The organism is Bradyrhizobium sp. AUGA SZCCT0160 (assembly GCF_018130105.1).
GTDB lineage: Bacteria > Pseudomonadota > Alphaproteobacteria > Rhizobiales > Xanthobacteraceae > Bradyrhizobium.
Map to the genome: position 1 here is coordinate 666,003 of NZ_JAFCMD010000001.1, position 17,544 is coordinate 683,546.

Annotated in this window: 15 protein-coding genes; 10 read left to right on the top strand and 5 right to left on the bottom strand. The window is 63.5% G+C overall.

From position 1 onward, the window contains the following. Positions 1-13 precede the first annotated feature (13 nt). From JQ558_RS03155 to JQ558_RS03185, 7 genes are all read left to right on the top strand, one after another. Entirely contained in the window at positions 14-1,195 is a 1,182-nt protein-coding gene (locus JQ558_RS03155) for an amidohydrolase/deacetylase family metallohydrolase (RefSeq protein ID WP_212292807.1), read from the top strand. Between the two features lie 234 nt (positions 1,196-1,429). Continuing rightward, complete coding sequence (locus tag JQ558_RS03160; protein ID WP_212276027.1) at positions 1,430-3,034, top strand: ABC transporter substrate-binding protein; 1,605 nt, start codon at positions 1,430-1,432, stop codon at positions 3,032-3,034. A gap of 17 nt (positions 3,035-3,051) precedes the next feature. Next, positions 3,052-3,993, top strand: a complete 942-nt coding sequence (locus JQ558_RS03165) for an ABC transporter permease (protein WP_211997072.1) — start codon at positions 3,052-3,054, stop codon at positions 3,991-3,993. 68 nt (positions 3,994-4,061) lie between these two features. Continuing rightward, positions 4,062-4,913 (top strand): ABC transporter permease, encoded by an 852-nt coding sequence (locus tag JQ558_RS03170; RefSeq protein WP_212292897.1) that lies wholly within the window; start codon positions 4,062-4,064, stop codon positions 4,911-4,913. A gap of 4 nt (positions 4,914-4,917) precedes the next feature. Further along, on the top strand, positions 4,918-5,907 hold the full coding sequence (locus JQ558_RS03175) for an ABC transporter ATP-binding protein (RefSeq protein ID WP_212205802.1): 990 nt from the start codon (positions 4,918-4,920) through the stop codon (positions 5,905-5,907). A 23-nt stretch (positions 5,908-5,930) separates the two neighbouring features. Further along, positions 5,931-6,911: an ABC transporter ATP-binding protein gene (locus JQ558_RS03180; protein WP_212276052.1), complete on the top strand. Its 981-nt coding sequence runs from the start codon at positions 5,931-5,933 to the stop codon at positions 6,909-6,911. A 17-nt stretch (positions 6,912-6,928) separates the two neighbouring features. Then, on the top strand, positions 6,929-7,951 hold the full coding sequence (locus JQ558_RS03185; RefSeq protein ID WP_212292898.1) for a putative FMN-dependent luciferase-like monooxygenase: 1,023 nt from the start codon (positions 6,929-6,931) through the stop codon (positions 7,949-7,951). 203 nt (positions 7,952-8,154) lie between these two features. Here JQ558_RS03185 and JQ558_RS03190 read toward each other — a convergent pair whose 3' ends face one another. The 5 genes from JQ558_RS03190 to JQ558_RS03210 all read right to left on the bottom strand — a co-directional run bounded on the left by JQ558_RS03190 (position 8,155) and on the right by JQ558_RS03210 (position 12,979). Next, positions 8,155-8,940: an ABC transporter ATP-binding protein gene (locus tag JQ558_RS03190; RefSeq protein ID WP_212276029.1), complete on the bottom strand. Its 786-nt coding sequence runs from the start codon at positions 8,938-8,940 to the stop codon at positions 8,155-8,157. Further along, on the bottom strand, positions 8,937-9,710 hold the full coding sequence (locus tag JQ558_RS03195) for an ABC transporter permease (RefSeq protein WP_212276054.1): 774 nt from the start codon (positions 9,708-9,710) through the stop codon (positions 8,937-8,939). Before JQ558_RS03195 ends, JQ558_RS03190 begins: the two co-directional genes overlap by 4 nt. A gap of 86 nt (positions 9,711-9,796) precedes the next feature. Then, positions 9,797-10,741: an ABC transporter substrate-binding protein gene (locus JQ558_RS03200; RefSeq protein ID WP_212205809.1), complete on the bottom strand. Its 945-nt coding sequence runs from the start codon at positions 10,739-10,741 to the stop codon at positions 9,797-9,799. A gap of 139 nt (positions 10,742-10,880) precedes the next feature. After that, complete coding sequence (gene hutC / locus JQ558_RS03205) at positions 10,881-11,624, bottom strand: histidine utilization repressor (RefSeq protein ID WP_212292808.1); 744 nt, start codon at positions 11,622-11,624, stop codon at positions 10,881-10,883. After that, entirely contained in the window at positions 11,621-12,979 is a 1,359-nt protein-coding gene (locus JQ558_RS03210; protein ID WP_212292809.1) for a formimidoylglutamate deiminase, read from the bottom strand. The genes hutC and JQ558_RS03210 overlap by 4 nt, the downstream gene beginning before the upstream one ends. 89 nt (positions 12,980-13,068) lie before the next feature. On the opposite strand from JQ558_RS03210, the gene hutI reads away from it, so the two are divergent. Genes hutI through hutU form a run of 3 tightly spaced genes read left to right on the top strand, consistent with a single transcriptional unit; the run spans position 13,069 to position 17,539 of the window. Next, a complete protein-coding gene (gene hutI / locus JQ558_RS03215) occupies positions 13,069-14,283 on the top strand; it encodes an imidazolonepropionase (RefSeq protein WP_212292810.1) in 1,215 nt (404 codons plus the stop codon). Further along, on the top strand, positions 14,280-15,839 hold the full coding sequence (hutH, locus tag JQ558_RS03220) for a histidine ammonia-lyase (protein WP_212292811.1): 1,560 nt from the start codon (positions 14,280-14,282) through the stop codon (positions 15,837-15,839). The genes hutI and hutH overlap by 4 nt, the downstream gene beginning before the upstream one ends. 29 nt (positions 15,840-15,868) lie before the next feature. Next, positions 15,869-17,539, top strand: a complete 1,671-nt coding sequence (hutU, locus tag JQ558_RS03225) for a urocanate hydratase (RefSeq protein ID WP_212292812.1) — start codon at positions 15,869-15,871, stop codon at positions 17,537-17,539. Positions 17,540-17,544 lie beyond the last annotated feature (5 nt).

A 17,544-nucleotide genomic window follows, 5' to 3' on the forward strand; every position in this document is an offset into this window, starting at 1 on the left:
TTTGAGAGATCACATGCCTTTCGATTTGATCCTGCGCGGCGGCCGGGTGATTGACCCATCGCAAAAACTCGACGCGGTGACGGATGTCGCCTTCGCCGGCGGCAAGGTGGCGATGGTAGGAAGCGAGCTCAGGACCGATCCCGGCACCGATGTGCGCGACGTGTCGGGTTACATCGTCACGCCGGGTCTGATCGATCTGCACACCCATGTTTATTGGGGCGGCACTTCGCTCGGCATCGACGCCGAAGAATTCTGCCGTACGTCGGGCGTCACCACGGCGGTCGATACCGGCAGCGCCGGCCCGGGGAATTTCGCAGGCTTCCGCAAGCATGTGATCGAGCCGAGCCAGGTCCGCATTCTCGCTTATCTGCACGTTTCGCACGCCGGCATTTTTGGCTTCTCGCATCGGGTTATGGTCGGCGAGAGCGAAGAGCTCCGGCTGATGAATCCGATCGACGCCGCCACGGTGGCGGATCAAAACCGTGATCTCATTGTCGGAATCAAGGTGCGGGTCGGTCTCCACGCCTCCGGTACGTCGGGGATCGTGCCGCTCGACATCGCGCTTGAGGTCGCCGAACAGGTCGGCATGCCGCTGATGGCGCATATCGACCATCCGCCGCCGAGCTACGAGGAGGTGCTCGCGCGGCTGCGTCCGGGCGACGTTCTCACCCATGCATTCCGGCCGTTTCCCAATACGCCGGCCACGGCCCAGGGCATGGTCAAAAGGGCGGTGCTGGAGGCGCGCGAACGCGGCGTGTTGTTCGACATCGGCCACGGCAAGGGCTCCTTCGCCTTCAAGACCGCGCGGGCGATGCTTGCCAACGGTTTCTATCCCGACACGATCTCATCGGATGTCCATCTGCTGTGCATCGACGGCCCAGCTTTCGATCAGGTGACGACCATGTCCAAGTTCCTGTGCATGGGAATGCCGCTCCCGGACGTGGTTGCCGCTTCAACAGTCAATGCCGCGATGGCGCTGCGGCGTCCCGAACTCGGCAGCCTCAAGCCGGGCAGCGCCGGAGACGCCACCTTGATCTCGATCGCGCAAGGCCAGTTTGACTATGTCGACGTCATCGGCGAGCATCTGATCGGCGACCGCAAGATCGTGTCCGAAGGTGTCGTCATTGGCGGTCGCTGGTGGCACCCGAAACCGTCGGAGAAGTTCAGGGAGCTCGCGGGCCAGAGCTTGCCATAAATGGACATAATCGCTCAAAAATATGATCGCTTGAAAAGGCATTCTGCTTCATGCTGGGCGAGGGCCCGGCGACGGAATGAGCAGGACGCACTGGCACATCACTTGCAAGAAAACAGGGACAGATCACAATCGGTTTGACCGGCCCCTTTCACCTCACTTCTTCACCTCCTTTGCGCCGAACCCTCGGCCATTGAAACGGGCGGAACCACAACAACGCCAGACTGGGAGAGCATGATGGATCGCAGGACTGTGTTGAAGGGATTGGCCGGGGTGGGCAGCCTGGCGGCGACGGGCGGCCTTTCGATGCCGGCTCTATCCCAGGGCGCTGCGGCGCGTACCTTGCGCTTCGTGCCGCAGGCCAACCTTGCCAATTTCGATCCGATCTGGGGGACCCAGTATGTGGTGCGCAATGCCGCTGCGATGGTGTGGGACACGCTCTACGGCGTCGACGCCAAACTGCAGCCGCAACGTCAGATGGTCGAGTCCGAGCAGGTGTCCGATGATGGGCTGGTCTGGACCTTCAAGCTTCGGCCGGGGCTGAAGTTCCACGACGGCGAGCCGGTGCTGAGCAAGGATGTCGTAGCGAGCCTGACGCGCTGGTCGGCGCGCGATCCCATGGGGCTGATGCTCAAGGCAATCCAGAACGAGTTAACGGCCGTCGACGACAGGACCTTCAAATGGTCGCTGAAGCAGCCCTATCCCAAGATGCTGCTGGCGCTGGGCAAGAACAACTCGCCTTGCTCTTTCATCATGCCGGAGCGCTTGGCGCAGACCGATCCGTTCAAGCAGATCGGCGACTATGTCGGCTCCGGGCCAATGAAATTCGTCAAGGGCGAGTGGGTGCCCGGCGCCAAGGCAGTGTTCGAGAAGTTCGACGGCTACGTGCCGCGGCAGGAGAAGGCGTCCTGGCTTGCCGGCGGCAAGCAGATGCTGGTCGACCGCGTCGAATGGGTGGTGATTCCGGATCCCGCCACCGCGGCGGCCGCGCTGCAGAATGGCGAGGTCGATTGGTGGGAGAATCCGATCTCCGATCTGGTGCCGACGCTCAAGAAGAACCGCAACATCGGCGTCGACATCGCTGATCCCCTTGGCAATATCGGTTCGTTCCGGATGAACCATTTGCATCCGCCATTCAACAATGTGAAGGCGCGGCGGGCCGTGCTGATGGCACTCAGCCAGGAAGACTACATGCGTGCGGTGGTCGGCGACGACACCGCGCTATGGAAGACGTTGCCGGGCTTCTTCACGCCGGATACGCCGCTTTACACCGAGGAGGGCGGAGAGATCCTGAAGGGCAAGCGCGATTTCGATGCGGCCAAGAAGCTTCTGGCCGAGAGCGGCTATGCCGGCCAGCCAGTGACATGCGTCGTGGCGCAGGATCAACCGGTCACCAAGGCACAAGGCGATGTCACGGCAGATCTGTTGAAGCGCCTCGGCATGAATGTCGACTTCGTCGCCACCGATTGGGGTACGGTCGGCTCCCGCCGCGCCCAGAAGACCCCTCCGGGCCAGGGCGGTTGGCAGATGTTTCACTCCTGGCACGCCGGAGCGGACTGCATCAATCCCTCCGCCTACACTGCCATCCGCGCCAATGGCGAAAAGGCCTGGTTCGGCTGGCCGACGAGCCCGAACGTGGAAAAGGAAGTCACGAACTGGTTCGATGCCAAGAGTCTCGACGACGAGAAGGCTGCGGTCGGTCGTCTCAATCGCGCAGCGCTCGAGGACGTCGTGTATGCGCCGACCGGCTTCTTCCTGACCTATACGGCCTGGCGCAAGAACGTCTCCGGTATCGCCAAGGGGCCGCTGCCGTTCTTCTGGGGCGTGTCGAAGACCGCATGACGGCGCGGTAATCCGACATGCTCTCGTATATCCTGCGGCGTATTCTCTCGACCTTGCCCGTGATGGCGATCGTCGCGTTGTTCGTCTTCAGTCTGCTTTACATCGCGCCGGGCGATCCGGCTGCGGTGATCGCGGGCGATCAGGCGAGTCCAGCCGACGTCGAGCGGATACGCCAAAGCCTCGGCCTCGACCGGCCGTTCCTGGTCCAGTTCGGCAGCTGGGTATGGGATATTCTGCACGGGAATCTCGGCACCTCGATCTTCACCAATCTCCCGGTCTCGAAGATGATTGCGCAGCGGATCGAGCCGACGCTTTCGCTGATGGCGATTACGCTGGTGCTGACCATCCTTGTCGCGGTTCCGCTCGGCGTGGTGGCAGCATGGAAGGCGGGAAGCTGGATCGACCGCACCATCATGGCCTTCGCCGTGTTCGCGTTCTCGCTACCGGTGTTTGTGGTCGGATACGTGCTGGCCTACGTGTTCGCGTTGCAGTTCGAATGGCTTCCGGTGCAGGGCTACACGCCGCTGTCCAATGGCGTCTGGCCATGGTTCCAGAATTTGATCCTTCCATCGCTTGCGCTCGGCAGTGTCTACATCGCGCTGATCGCGCGCATTACCCGGGCTTCGATGCTCGAGGTGTTGCAGCAGGATTATGTCCGCACCGCCCGCGCCAAGGGCCTTGACCAGCGCAGCATCCTGTTCGTTCACGCGTTGAAAAATGCGGCCGTTCCGATCGTGACGGTGATCGGCATCGGCATCGCGCTCCTGATCGGCGGCGCTGTCGTGACCGAAAGCGTGTTCGCCATACCAGGCCTTGGCCGGCTGACCATCGATGCAATCCTGCGCCGCGACTATCCGGTCATCCAGGGAATCGTGCTGGTGTTCAGCTTCGTCTATGTGCTCGTCAATCTGATGGTCGACGTGACCTACACCCTGGTTGACCCGAGGATCCGCTATTGACCGTTCTGGAAACCAACACGGTACGGATACCGCCGGGCCTCGTGGTCGCGCCGCAATTGCCGGATTTAATGGTGCCGGTCAAAATCCGGCGTGGTTTCCTCGGCTTTCTGCGCAATCACCCAACGGTGGCGATCGGCGGCGCATTGCTGATCTTGCTTGTACTGGTCGGAATCCTCGCGCCCTGGCTCTGGACCGTTGACCCGATCGCGATCGCGCCGGCCAGACGCACGCGCGTACCATCTGCGGATTACTGGTTCGGGACCGATCTGCTGGGCCGTGACATCTATTCGCGCGTGATCTACGGCGCGCGGGTCTCGCTCACGGTCGGCCTTTCGGTAGCGGTACTGGCTTCGCTCGCCGGTCTCGCCATCGGCCTCGTCTCCGGCTTCGTGCGATGGGCCGACGGCATCATCATGCGGTTCATGGACGGGCTGATGTCGATCCCGCCGATCCTGCTTGCGGTTGCGTTGATGGCGTTGACGCGCGCCAGCGTCGGCAACGTCATCCTGGCGATCACGATAGCCGAAATCCCGCGCGTTTCCCGTCTGGTGCGCAGCGTCGTGCTGTCGCTGCGCGAGCAGCCCTATGTGGACGCCGCGACGGCTTCCGGCACCCGAACGCCGATGATCATCCTCCGCCACATCCTACCCAACACGCTGGCGCCGATGCTGGTGCAGGCGACCTATATCTGCGCCAGCGCCATGATCGTGGAGTCGATCCTGTCCTTTATCGGCGCCGGTACGCCGCCCACCATTCCGTCTTGGGGCAACATCATGGCCGAGGGCAGGGCGCTGTGGCAGATCAAGCCCTACATCGTATTCTTTCCCGCCGCGTTCCTGTCCGTCACCGTGCTCGCCGTCAACCTGCTCGGCGACGGCCTGCGCGATGCGCTCGATCCGCGCATGGCCAAGAGCTTGTAATCTGATGGCATTGCTCGAAGTCGAAAATCTGCAAACCCATTTCCGTACCCCCGAGGGCATCAACCGCGCCGTCGACGGGGTCTCCTTTCATGTCAATGAGGGCGAGACGCTGGCCATCGTCGGCGAATCCGGTTGCGGCAAGTCGGTCACCTCGATGTCGTTGATGCGTTTGATCCCCGAACCTCCGGGCAAGATCGCAGGCTCGATCCGCTTCCAGGGCAAGAATTTGCTGCAACTCTCCGAGCGCGAAATGCGCGACATCCGTGGCAACGACATTTCGATGATCTTCCAGGAGCCGATGACGAGCCTCAATCCGGTGCTGACCGTCGGCCGCCAGATCGGCGAGACGCTGCGCATGCATCAGGGGCTCGACAAGCAGGCCGCCGAGGCCCGCGCCGTCGAGATGCTGAATCTGGTCGGCATCCCGGAGTCGGTGCGGCGCGTGCGCGAATATCCGCATCAGCTTTCCGGCGGCATGCGCCAGCGCGTGATGATCGCGATGGCGCTGGCCTGCAACCCAAAACTTCTGATTGCCGACGAGCCGACCACGGCGCTCGACGTCACGATCCAGGCGCAGATCCTGCAATTGATGCTGGACCTCAAGCGCCGGGTCGGTGCGGCGATCATTCTGGTCACCCATGATCTCGGCGTGGTCGCCGAAATCGCCGAGCGCGTCATGGTGATGTATGCCGGCCGCAAGGTCGAGGAGGCGCCGGTGGCCGAGCTGTTCCGCTCGCCGCGTCATCCCTATACGCAGGGTCTGCTCGGCGCGGTGCCGAAGCTCGGCTCTTCGTTGACAGGGGCCGCGCGGCGTCTCGCCGAAATCCCGGGCCAGGTGCCCAGCCTCAAAGGACGGATCGAGGGCTGTGTGTTCGCGGGGCGGTGCGCGCTGGCGACCGATCTCTGCCGGCAGGTCGCGCCAGGTCTTGAAGAGAAGGGCCCCCGCCATATCGCTGCCTGCCACTATGCCGCCAAGGAGGCGGCTGCAGCATGAACGCGCCACTGCTCCAAGTCCCTCTGCAAGTCCCGTTGCTGCAGGTCAACGATCTCAAGAAGCATTTTCCGGTCCGCGGTGGCTTGTTCAGCCGCAAATCCAAGTGGGTCTATGCGGTGGACGGCGTGTCCTTTGAGGTCGCGCGCGGCGAGACGCTGTCGCTGGTCGGCGAGTCCGGTTGCGGCAAGTCGACGGTCGGTCGCGCGATTCTGCGCCTGTTCGACATCACGGCAGGCCAGGTGGTGCTCGACGGCCAGCGCATCGACGATGCTTCACCCGCAGCCCTGCGCAGCATGCGCCGCCGTGTGCAGGTGGTGTTCCAGGATCCGTTCTCCAGCCTCAATCCGCGCATGCGCGTGCGCGACATCCTGGCTGAGCCGATCCGCAATTTTGGTCTCGCCAAATCCTCCGCCGAACTCGACGCCAAGGTTGCAGCGCTGATGGACACCGTGCGCCTGCCGCGTGACGCGCTGGGCCGCCGGCCGCACGAATTCTCGGGCGGCCAGCGCCAGCGCATCGGTATCGCCCGGGCATTGGCGGCGGAGCCCGAACTGATCGTCTGCGACGAAGCGGTCTCGGCGCTCGACGTCTCGGTCAAGGCGCAGATCGTCAACCTGCTGCAGGATCTGCAGCGCGAGTTCGGCCTCGCGTTGCTCTTCATCAGCCACGATCTGGCGATCGTCGAGCACATGACGCACCGTGTCGCCGTGATGTATCTCGGCAAGATCGTCGAGATGGCGCCCAGGCAGCAGATCTTCACCGCGCCCAGGCATCCCTATACCAGAGCGTTGCTGTCGGCGGTGCCGGTGCCGGAGCCCGGGGCGATCCGCAACCCGATCATCCTGAAGGGCGACGTGCCGAGCCCGATCAATCCGCCGAGCGGTTGTCGATTCCACACCAGGTGCCCCTACGTGTTCGATCGCTGCCGGACCGAGGAGCCGAAACTTCGCGCGGTTGCCGACGACCAGTGGGCCGCGTGTCATCTCGACGCGCTGCCGGTCTGATCGCTTCGAAGGGCTTCATGAATCATCTGCCAAATTTGAAGCGATTGGGTTTTTTCACGCGGCTGCTCGACGACGTGGGTCCGGCGGAACGATATCGCCTCGCGGCAGCGCAGATCGTCCACGCGGAAACAGCAGGTCTTGATTCCGCGTGGATCGCGCAGCACCATTTTCATGAAAGCGAGGGCGGGCTTCCGGCGCCCTTCGCTTTTCTCGGCTTCGTCGCGGCACAGACATCCCGCATTCGTCTCGGTACCGGCATTGTTACCCTGCCGCTGGAAAATCCCGTAAGAGTGGCGGAGGACGCCGCGGTCCTCGACCTGTTATCAAACGGCCGTTTTGAGCTTGGTGTCGGCACCGGCGGAAACCCGTCAGCCTTTGCCGCCTTTGGGCTGGACAGTGGACAACGCGCGGAGATTTTTGCTGACAATCTCGACATCGTCCGCAACGCCTTGACCGGCGGGCCGCTGGCCGGCGGCGATAGGCTCTATCCACCGGGGCCGCAACTGTGCGACCGGATCTGGCAGGCGACCTTTTCCGTCAGCGGCGGGACGAGGGCCGGCAAAGCGGGCGACGGTTTGCTGTTGTCGCGAACACAGCCACGATCAAGGGAAGCGCCGCACGCGACGCTCGCCGAAATTCAGAACCCCATCATCGACGCCTATCTCGCCGCACTGCCGCCCGGGCGCGAGCCGCGGATCATGGCATCGCGCAGCATCTTCGCCGCCGACGATCGCAAGGAGGCGCTGCGGCTGGCCGACATCGGATTGCGGCGTGCGAGCGCGAGCTTCATCGCCGGCGGCCATGCCCCGCCGGGGGGAGCGTTGAGCGACATGATCACCGCATTCGATACCCATGTCGGGACGACTGACGATGTCATCGCCTCGCTGCGCGCCGACAGCATTTTGGAGCGGGTGACCGATCTTGTGTTTCAGGCGCATTCGGTCGACCCGCCGCACCCATTCGTTCTGCGATCGATCGAGCTGATCGCCGAAAAAGTTGCGCCGGCGCTGGGCTGGATCAAGACAGTTGAGGTGGAATAACTTTTGGATCGGTCCGGTACACGTCATCCCCGCGCAACGGCTTCGCCGTTGTCGCTGGAGGTGCGAGCCCTGCGGTGCATTTGCACCGCTGGGCGAGCCTCGAAGGATGGGCTGCGGGCGCTTCTCATTCTTCGAGGCGCGCAAGCCAGCGGCGCAATTGCGCCGCCGAGCGCACCTCAGGATGACGCGATACGGTGCGAATACTAGGCATCAACCGCCACCTTCAAGGCCTCGGCACGGATCTCCTCCACCAGCCGTTCCTTCAGCTGGACGAATTCGGGCGCGGTCTTGATCTTGTAGGATCGCGGGTGGGGCAGATCGACCGCGATCTCGGCCTTGATGCGGCCGGGGCGGGCGCTCATGACGATGACGCGGCTGCCGAGGAAGATGGCCTCCTCGATATCGTGGGTGACGAACAACACGGTTTTCTGGTCGCGCTCCCAGATGCCGAGCAGCATTTCCTGCATCAGCACGCGGGTCTGATTATCGAGTGCGCCGAACGGCTCGTCGAGCAGCAGGATCTTGGGATCGTTGGCAAGCGCACGCGCGATCGCCGTACGCTGCTGCATGCCGCCGGAGAGTTGCTTCGGCCAGTGATTCTCAAAGCCGGACAAACCAACCCGTTGAATAAATCCATCGGCGATCTTGTCGCGTTCGGCCTCGGAAATTCCGCGCTCGCGCAGCCCGAACGCGATGTTTTCGCGCACCGTCAGCCACGGGAACAGCGTGTAGGACTGAAACACCATGCCGCGATCCGCGCCGGGGCCCGTGACCTCCTGCCCGTCGAGAATGACGCGACCGCTGGTCGGCCGGTCGAGACCGGCGATGATGCGCAGCAGCGTGGATTTTCCGCAGCCCGAGGGTCCAAGGATGGTGACGAAGTCGTTGTTGCCGACGTCGAGATGGGTCGGCTCCAGCGCCCGTGTCGGCGCATTGCCCTGGCGCGCAGGGAACGTGCGCGAGACCTGATCGATCTTCAGCGTGGTCACGCTAGTCTCCATGGAAACAGCCAGGCGTTGAACGCCTTGAACAGGAAGTCGGAGACGAGGCCGATCAATCCGATGACGATGATGCCGAAGATGATCTGCCCGGTGTTGAGCAGCGCCTGGCTGTCGGTGATCATGTGGCCGATGCCCGAGGATGAGCCGATCAGTTCGGCGACGATGACATAGGTCCACGCCCAACCCAGGACGAGCCGAAGGATTTCCGCGATCTCGGGGGCAGACGAGGGCAACAGCACGCGGCGGATGATACCGCTGTCGCCGGCGCCAAGAGTGTAGGCGGCTTCAACGAGATCGCGCCTCGTGTTGCCGACGTTCACGGCGATCATCAGGATGATCTGGAATATCGAGCCGATGAAAATCACCAGCAGCTTTTGCAGTTCGCCGATGCCGGCCCAGAGGATCAACAGCGGGATGAAGGCCGAGGCGGGCAGGTAACGGGCGAACGAGACGAACGGTTCGAGAAAAGCCTCGATCGGTTTGTAAGCCCCCATCAGAACGCCGAGCGGCACCGCGATGATGGCCGCCAGCACGAAGCCGCCGATCACCCGCCATATCGTCATGCCGATATCGTACAGGAAGCCATGCTTGACCAGCAGTTCCCAGCCTTCCTGCAGCATGGTCAGCGGGTTGGCGAGAAACGTTTTCGACACGTAGCCGCCAAACGTGGCCCATGCCCACAGGGCAACGAACAGCACGAAGAACGCGAAGCCGTAGGCCACGCGCTGCTTCGACGTCACGGGATCGAGGGGTCTTATCAAAGGCTAATCCTCAAGGCGGAGCGCAGAGCGCGAAATGTCCCGCTTCAAATTCGTGAAGCGGGACCGTCGCGGCGTCGCCTGGTCTACTTGATGAAGCTCGCGTCGAACAGGTCTTCGGTCTTCGGGATCGATTTGATGATGCCGATCTCGAGCAGCAGCTCGCCAGCTTCCTTGGTGAAAGCCTGGAACTCGCCCGCGAAGAATTTCTGGTTCGCGGCCTTGTCCTGCCAGCGCAGATACTTTGCCGAATTGCCGAACTGCTCGCCGGACTGCTTCACGTCGGATCCCATGATCTCGTAAGATTTGGCCTTATCCTTTTCGATCAGGGCCACCGCCTCGAAATAACTGTCGGCCAGCGCTTGCGCGGCCTTCGGATTCTCGGTCAGGAATTTCGGCGTGCAGCCGAACGTGTCCATGATCATCGGATAGTCGAGCGTGGTGGCGATGATCTTGCCCTTGTCCGGCGCGGCACGCACCGTCGAGAGGTAAGGCTCATACGTCATGGCCGCATCGTTCTGGCCGGCCACGAAGGCCTGGGCGGCCGCGGCGGGCTCCAGGTTCACCACGGTCACGTCCTTGACCGTGAGACCGTTCTTCTTGAGCATCCAGGCCAGGGTGAAATAGGGGGCGGTGCCGGGGGCGGACGCGGCGACCGTCTTGCCCTTCAGATCCTTGATCGCGGCGACGTCGTTTCGTGTTGCCATGCCGTCGGCGCCGTAGCTCTTGTCAAGCTGGAAGATCTGCTTGGTCGCGACGCCATTGGCATTCCAGGAAATCCAGGTCTCCACCGTGGTTGCCGCGCACTGAATGTCACCTGACGCGATGGCCAGATGGCGATCTTTTTGCGGGATCTTCTTGATCGTCACATCGAGGCCGTTCTTCTTGAAGATGCCGGCCTGGTTTGCGAGCGTGAGCGGTGCAAAGCCGGTCCAGCCGGAGATACCGATGCCGACCTTTACGTCCTGTGCGACGGCTGGTGCGGACACCAGGAGTGCCGCGGTTGCGGCGAATACTCTAAAACTAAGCATGGCTGTATCCCTTTTCTGGTTCATGGATTGCGTCTTGCTCACCTGTTCACGTCTCGGCAGCGTTGCTGCTTTTGTAATTTCTGCTTTGTAACTTGCGTTGCATAAATTGTGCCGGACCTTCTGCGCATTGATATCCCTCTCAGCCGCCCTTGAAGCGGGCAACCAGTTTGTGGGACTCGCCCGGATAAACGAGCCTCACGGCCGTCAGTGTCCGTGCACTGCGCCAGGTGTGGCGGTCGATCACGAGGCAGGGCGCACCGATCGCAATGTCCAGTGCGGCTGCGGCCTTGTCGTCGGCCACGATAGCGCTGATCGAATGCTCTGCTTCCGTCCATGGGACATGGTGAAGCAACCACGTGCCGGGCGGTTCGACCGCAAAATCGGCCGTGGCGGCTTCGGGCACCGCGTCGAGATCGATCAGCCTGTCCTCGATCGCGAACGGCACGCCATCGGCGCTGTGGCGGCAGGCAATGGCGATCACTTTCCCGGTTTTCCGCACACCAAGACGCGCGTGGTCGGCAGCATTTGCAGCGCGGCGCGAGCACTGGATCAGCTGATAGCCATAGCCGCGGCCGAGCGCGGTGATCTCCGCGCGGATGTCGGGAATTGTCAGGACTGCTGACAGAAATTTGGGACGGCGCACAAAGGTGCCGGCCCGCCGCCGCCGCTCGATGAGATCGGCTTGCGCCAGTTCCGACAGCGCCTTGCTCACGGTCATTCGCGCGCAGCCATAGTGCGCCATGAGTTCGTGTTCGAACGGGATGCGGTGACCCGGCGGCCATTCACCGGTCAGGATGCGACGTTCGATGTCGAGGCGTATCTGCTTGTACAGCGTCGGCTTGTCGGCTGTCTGGTGTTTGTCGCGGTCGATCGAGAGGCTCATGCGACGAGCCTTCGCACGGCAGCGTTGAATGTCTCGCGCGCCTTCTGGCGGAGCCGGTGCCGCCCGCCTTCAACGACCTTGCTGCCGCCTGCCCAGACGCAGTCGATAGCCCCCGCATTGGCCGCAAAAATCCAACCGTCGATGACCGCATCCCGATGGCGCCCGGCGAGCGACGGATGCGCGGTGTCGAGCGTGACGATATCGGCGCGTGCGCCTGCCTGGATTCCTGTGGTCGGCTGCGCGAGTGCCTGGGTGCCGCCGGCCAGCGCGGCGTCGAACAACGCCCGTCCGGTCGAAATACCGGGACCGCCGGACAACACATTGCGCTCGCGGTGTTTGAGCCGCTGGCCGTATTCGAGCTGGCGCAGTTCATCGGCGGCGCCGATGAGGACATTGGAATCAGTGCCCACGCCGAACCGGCCGCCTGCGTCGAGGAATTCGCGCGCCGGAAAAGTACCGTCGCCAAGGCTTGCTTCGGTAACCGGGCAGAGGCCCGCGACGGCGCCGCTTTTGGCAAGCGCGGCGATCTCGGTCGCGGTGGTGTGCGTCGCATGGATCAGGCACCAGCGCCGATCGACGGGCGCTTGTTCGAGCAGCCACTCGACCGGCCGCCGGCCCGACCATGCGAGGCACTCCTCGACTTCCCTGGTCTGTTCGGCGGCATGGATATGGATCGGCCCGCCTTCGGCCGACGGCACGATGGCCGCCAGTTCGTCCGGCGTCACGGCGCGCAGGCTGTGCGGAGCGATACCGACATTGGCCCCGGGCAATTCGCGGACGGCCCGCCTTGTGGCGTCAATCAGTTTGGCAAACTGGTCGACCGAACAGATGAAGCGGCGCTGGCCGGCATGGGGCGCGACGCCACCAAAGGAGCCGTGCGCGTAGAAACTCGGCAGCAGCGTTAGCCCGATGCCGGTGGCCTCGGCGGCTTGCGCAATTCGCGTCGCCATCTCGGCCGGATTGGCATAGGGCGTGCCGTCGTGGTCGTGATGGAGATAGTGGAATTCCCCGACGCGCGTGAAGCCTTGCTCGAGCATCTCGACATAGAGCAACGTTGCGGCGGCTTCGGTGTCTTCGGGCGTCATATCAAGCGCGAAGCGATACATCGTCTCGCGCCATGTCCAGAAGGTATCGGCGGTATTACCGCGTGTTTCGGCAAGCCCCGCCATGCCACGCTGGAACGCGTGACTGTGCAGGCTCGCTATTCCCGGGATGGCCAGCTGGTGTCGTTCATCTTCGGCTTCCGGCGCCGCGCCGACGGTAATCCTGGTGATGGTCCCATCGGCCACAACCACCTGCACGTCATCGGCCCACCCGGACGGGAGCAGCGCTGACGCGAAATGCAGAGTGGACATGTTTTCCAAACCGGCTGGACAGAACACCGGCACGATAATATGTATAGACATATCGTCCCGTCAAGCTTCTGCCTTTGAGGGAATGCTGCATGGCCGAGCGTTTTGATCGAATTTGGCATAATGCCCGACTCGCCACCATCAGGGAGGATCTGCCCGACCTCGGCGTGATCGAGCACGGCGTGATCGCCGCGCGGGATGGCCGCATCGTCTTCGCCGGCAGCCGTTCCGATTTTCCGTCTGACGCCGACACGAGTGAGCGGATCGATTGCGAGGGGCGGTGGATCACGCCGGGACTGATCGATTGTCATACCCATCTGGTGTTCGGCGGAAACCGCGCGCACGAGTTCGAGCTGCGGCTGCAGGGCGCCAGCTATGAGGAGATCGCGCGGGCGGGCGGCGGCATCGTCTCAACGGTTGCCGCGACGCGGGCTTCCAGCGAGGCTGACCTCGTTGCCGGTGCGCTGCCGCGGCTCGATACGCTGATCGGCGAGGGCGTGACGACGGTCGAGATCAAGTCCGGCTACGGACTCAACACCGAAACCGAGATACGACAGCTGTCAGCGGCGCGCGCGGTGGGCCGCGATCGACCGGTCAGCATCCGAACCACGTTTCTTGGCGCGCATGCATTGCCGCCGGAAGCCGATGGCGACAAGGATCGCTACATCGAGCTTGTTTGCCGCGGTATGCTGCCGGCGGTGGCGCAGGCCGGGCTTGCGGACGCCGTCGACGCCTTCATGGAAGGCATCGCCTTTTCAGGCGATCAAACGGCGCGGGTGTTTCGTGCGGCCAAGGCGCTGGGACTGCCGGTCAAACTGCATGCCGATCAACTGTCGAACCTCGGCGGAGCGGCCCTTGCTGCGGAATTCTCTGCCCTGTCCGCCGATCATCTGGAGCACACGGATGAAGCCGGCGCCGCTGCCATGGTGCGGTCGGGCACGGTAGCCGTACTGTTGCCCGGTGCGTTCTATTTCATTCGCGAGACGACCAAGCCTCCGGTCGACCTTTTCCGTGCCCACGGCGTCAACATGGCGCTCGCGACCGATTGCAATCCCGGCAGTTCGCCGCTGACGTCGCTTCTACTGGCCATGAATATGGGCGCGACGCTGTTCCGGATGAATGTTGCCGAATGCCTGGCCGGTGTGACGCGGGAAGGGGCGCGCGCGCTCGGCATTCTCGGCGAGACCGGCACGCTCGTAACAGGCAAATGGTGCGATCTGGCGATCTGGGATATCGAGCGGCCCGCCGAACTCGTCTACCGGATCGGCTTCAACCCGTTGCATTCGAGGGTGTGGAGGGGACGATGAGTGACCGCGTCGCATCCATTGTTGTTTCGCCGGGAATGGTTGGCCTCAATGAACTGGCGCAGGTGCTTGCGGGCGCGGCCGTCGCGCTCGATCCATCCTTTCTGCCGCGCGTCGAGGCGGCTTCGGTCATCGTTGCGAAGGCCGCGGGCGCTGATGTTCCGGCTTACGGCATCAATACGGGGTTCGGAAAACTGGCGTCGAAGCGAATTCCACCGGACCAGACGACGCTGCTGCAACGAAACCTGATCGTGTCGCATTGTTGTGGCGTAGGGCCGCCGACGCCGGAGCCGATCGTGCGCCTGATGATGGCGCTGAAGATCGTCTCCCTGGGGCGGGGCGCGTCAGGTGTTCGCCGCGACATCATCGAGCAACTGCAGGCCATGCTGGCGCGCGGTATTTATCCGCTGGTGCCGCAGCAGGGATCGGTGGGCGCGTCGGGCGATCTGGCGCCGCTGGCGCATATGACAGCCGTCATGATCGGTGAGGGGCAGGCGCTGATTGATGGCAAGGTCATGCCGGGCCTTGATGCGCTGGCTTCCGCCGGCCTCGCGCCGGTGACGCTCGGGCCGAAGGAAGGGCTCGCCTTGATCAACGGCACGCAGTTTTCGACGGCCTATGCGATTTCGGGTCTGTTGCGCGCGCACGGCCTGCTCTGCGCGACGCTGGTGACCGGCGCCTTGTCGGTCGATGCGGCGATGGCTTCGACAGCGCCGTTTCGCGCCGAGATCCAGCAGTTGCGAGGGCATGCCGGGCAGATCGCCGCCGGGGCGGCGCTGACAGCGTTGCTGGAGGGCAGTGACATCAGGAACTCGCATCTGGAGGGCGACGAGCGGGTGCAGGATCCTTATTGCCTGCGTTGCCAGCCGCAGGTGGCCGGCGCCGTACTTGACCTGCTGACGCAAGCCGCCCGCACATTGACGATCGAGGCCAACGCGGTCACCGACAATCCGCTGGTGCTGGTAGAGACCGGAGAGATCGTCTCGGGTGGAAATTTTCACGCCGAGCCGGTTGCCTTTGCCGCCGACCAGATCGCGCTGGCCTTGTCCGAGATCGGCGCCATCAGCGAGCGGCGCATTGCGACACTGGTCGATCCCGCGCTGAACTTTGGTCTGCCGCCATTCCTCACCCCGGAGCCCGGCATCAATTCCGGCTTCATGATTGCCGAAGTGACGGCGGCCGCGCTCTATGCCGAGAACAAGCAACGTGCCGCGGCCTGCTCGATCGATTCGACGCCGACCAGCGCCAACCAGGAAGATCATGTGTCGATGGCCGCGCACGCTGCGCGCCGGTTGTCCGACATGGCGGATAACCTGGCCACTATTCTCGGCATCGAGCTGCTGGTTGCGGCGCAAGGCATCGGGCTGCGCGCGCCACATACGACCAGCCCGGCACTTGCTGCGGTGATTGCTACGCTGCGTGAGCAAGTGCCGGCGCTCGGCGGCGATCGCTACATGGCCGACGACATTGCGAAAGCAACGGCGCTGGTCGCAGCCGGCACATTGCCATCAGCCGCGATTTCGGTGCTCAAGAACAACCCGTTTCCAAACCTTGCCTGAACGAGATTTGCCGAGAAAGGTCATCTGTCATGAACCGCCGACTGGACAACGACCGCATCATCCGATCGCCACATGGGTCCGAGATCAGCGCTAAAAGCTGGCTGACGGAAGCGCCGCTGCGAATGCTGATGAACAATCTCGATCCTGATGTTGCCGAACGGCCGAGCGAACTCGTCGTCTATGGCGGCATTGGCCGCGCAGCCCGCGACTGGGACAGTTTCGATCGCATCGTTGCGTCACTGCGCAAGCTCGAAGCCGACCAGACGCTGGTGGTTCAGTCGGGCAAGCCGGTCGGAATTTTCCGCACCCATGCCGATGCGCCGCGCGTGCTGATCGCGAATTCGAACATCGTGCCGCACTGGGCAACGCTCGATCACTTCAATGAGCTCGACAAGCAGGGCTTGATGATGTTCGGTCAGATGACCGCCGGGTCGTGGATCTACATCGGCAGCCAGGGCATCGTGCAGGGGACGTACGAAACGTTCGTCGAGGTGGGTCGCCGTCATTACGGCGGCAGCCTCGCGGGCAAGTGGATCCTGACCGCAGGGCTCGGAGGCATGGGCGGCGCGCAACCGCTTGCCGCGACGATGGCCGGTGCGTCGATGCTCGCGGTCGAATGCCAGCCGAGCCGCATCGAGATGCGGCTGCGCACGGGTTACCTCGACCGTCAGGCCAGCACGCTCGATGAGGCGCTCGCGATCATGGCGGAGGCGGCGCAGAGCAACAAGCCCGTCTCGGTCGGCCTGCTCGGCAACGCCGCCGATATTTTTCCCGAGCTGGTGCGCCGTGGTGTCAGGCCCGACATCGTCACCGACCAGACCAGCGCGCACGATCCGATCAACGGCTATCTGCCGAAGGGATGGACGCTTGCCGAGTGGACGTCCAGGCGCGAGGCCGATCCGAAAGCGGTTGAGACGGCGGCGAAGACTTCCATGGTCGGCCACGTCCAGGCCATGCTGGATTTCCACGCCCAGGGCATTCCGACGCTCGACTACGGCAACAACATCCGCCAGATGGCGAAGGACATGGGATTGAAGAACGCGTTCGATTTCCCCGGCTTCGTCCCGGCCTATATCCGTCCGCTGTTCTGTCGCGGCGTCGGGCCGTTCCGGTGGGCCGCGCTATCGGGGGATCCGGAAGATATCTTCCGGACCGATGCCGAGGTCAAGGAGTTGATGCCTGACGACAAGCATCTGCACAACTGGCTCGACATGGCCCGCGCGAGGATCAAGTTCCAGGGGCTGCCGGCGCGGATCTGTTGGGTCGGCCTTGGCGATCGCCACAGGTTGGGCCTGGCGTTCAACGAAATGGTGGCGCGCGGCGAACTGAAGGCGCCGATCGTGATCGGTCGCGATCATCTCGACAGCGGCTCGGTGGCGAGCCCGAACCGCGAGACCGAAGCGATGCGCGACGGCTCGGATGCGGTGTCGGACTGGCCGCTGCTCAATGCGCTGCTCAATTGTGCGAGCGGGGCCACGTGGGTCTCGCTGCATCACGGCGGCGGCGTCGGTATCGGCTATTCGCAGCACGCCGGCATGGTGATCGTCGCAGACGGAACGCCGGAAGCCGCGCGCCGCCTCGAGCGGGTGCTTTGGAATGATCCGGCGACGGGGGTCATGCGCCATGCGGATGCGGGCTATGAGACCGCGATCGAGTGTGCAAGGACCAACGGTCTCGATCTGCCTGGCTTACCCTCATAACCGGA

Excerpts from the sequence above, each read along its gene's own strand:
- JQ558_RS03155 (WP_212292807.1), top strand. The coding sequence starts at position 14 with ATGCCTTTCGATTTGATCCTGCGCGGCGGCCGGGTGATTGACCCATCG.
- JQ558_RS03160 (WP_212276027.1), top strand. The coding sequence starts at position 1,430 with ATGGATCGCAGGACTGTGTTGAAGGGATTGGCCGGGGTGGGCAGCCTG.
- JQ558_RS03165 (WP_211997072.1), top strand. The coding sequence starts at position 3,052 with ATGCTCTCGTATATCCTGCGGCGTATTCTCTCGACCTTGCCCGTGATG.
- JQ558_RS03170 (WP_212292897.1), top strand. The coding sequence starts at position 4,062 with ATGGTGCCGGTCAAAATCCGGCGTGGTTTCCTCGGCTTTCTGCGCAAT.
- JQ558_RS03175 (WP_212205802.1), top strand. The coding sequence starts at position 4,918 with ATGGCATTGCTCGAAGTCGAAAATCTGCAAACCCATTTCCGTACCCCC.
- JQ558_RS03185 (WP_212292898.1), top strand. The coding sequence starts at position 6,929 with ATGAATCATCTGCCAAATTTGAAGCGATTGGGTTTTTTCACGCGGCTG.
- JQ558_RS03200 (WP_212205809.1), bottom strand. The coding sequence starts at position 10,741 with ATGCTTAGTTTTAGAGTATTCGCCGCAACCGCGGCACTCCTGGTGTCC.
- hutC (WP_212292808.1), bottom strand. The coding sequence starts at position 11,624 with ATGAGCCTCTCGATCGACCGCGACAAACACCAGACAGCCGACAAGCCG.
- JQ558_RS03210 (WP_212292809.1), bottom strand. The coding sequence starts at position 12,979 with ATGTCCACTCTGCATTTCGCGTCAGCGCTGCTCCCGTCCGGGTGGGCC.
- hutI (WP_212292810.1), top strand. The coding sequence starts at position 13,069 with ATGGCCGAGCGTTTTGATCGAATTTGGCATAATGCCCGACTCGCCACC.
- hutH (WP_212292811.1), top strand. The coding sequence starts at position 14,280 with ATGAGTGACCGCGTCGCATCCATTGTTGTTTCGCCGGGAATGGTTGGC.
- hutU (WP_212292812.1), top strand. The coding sequence starts at position 15,869 with ATGAACCGCCGACTGGACAACGACCGCATCATCCGATCGCCACATGGG.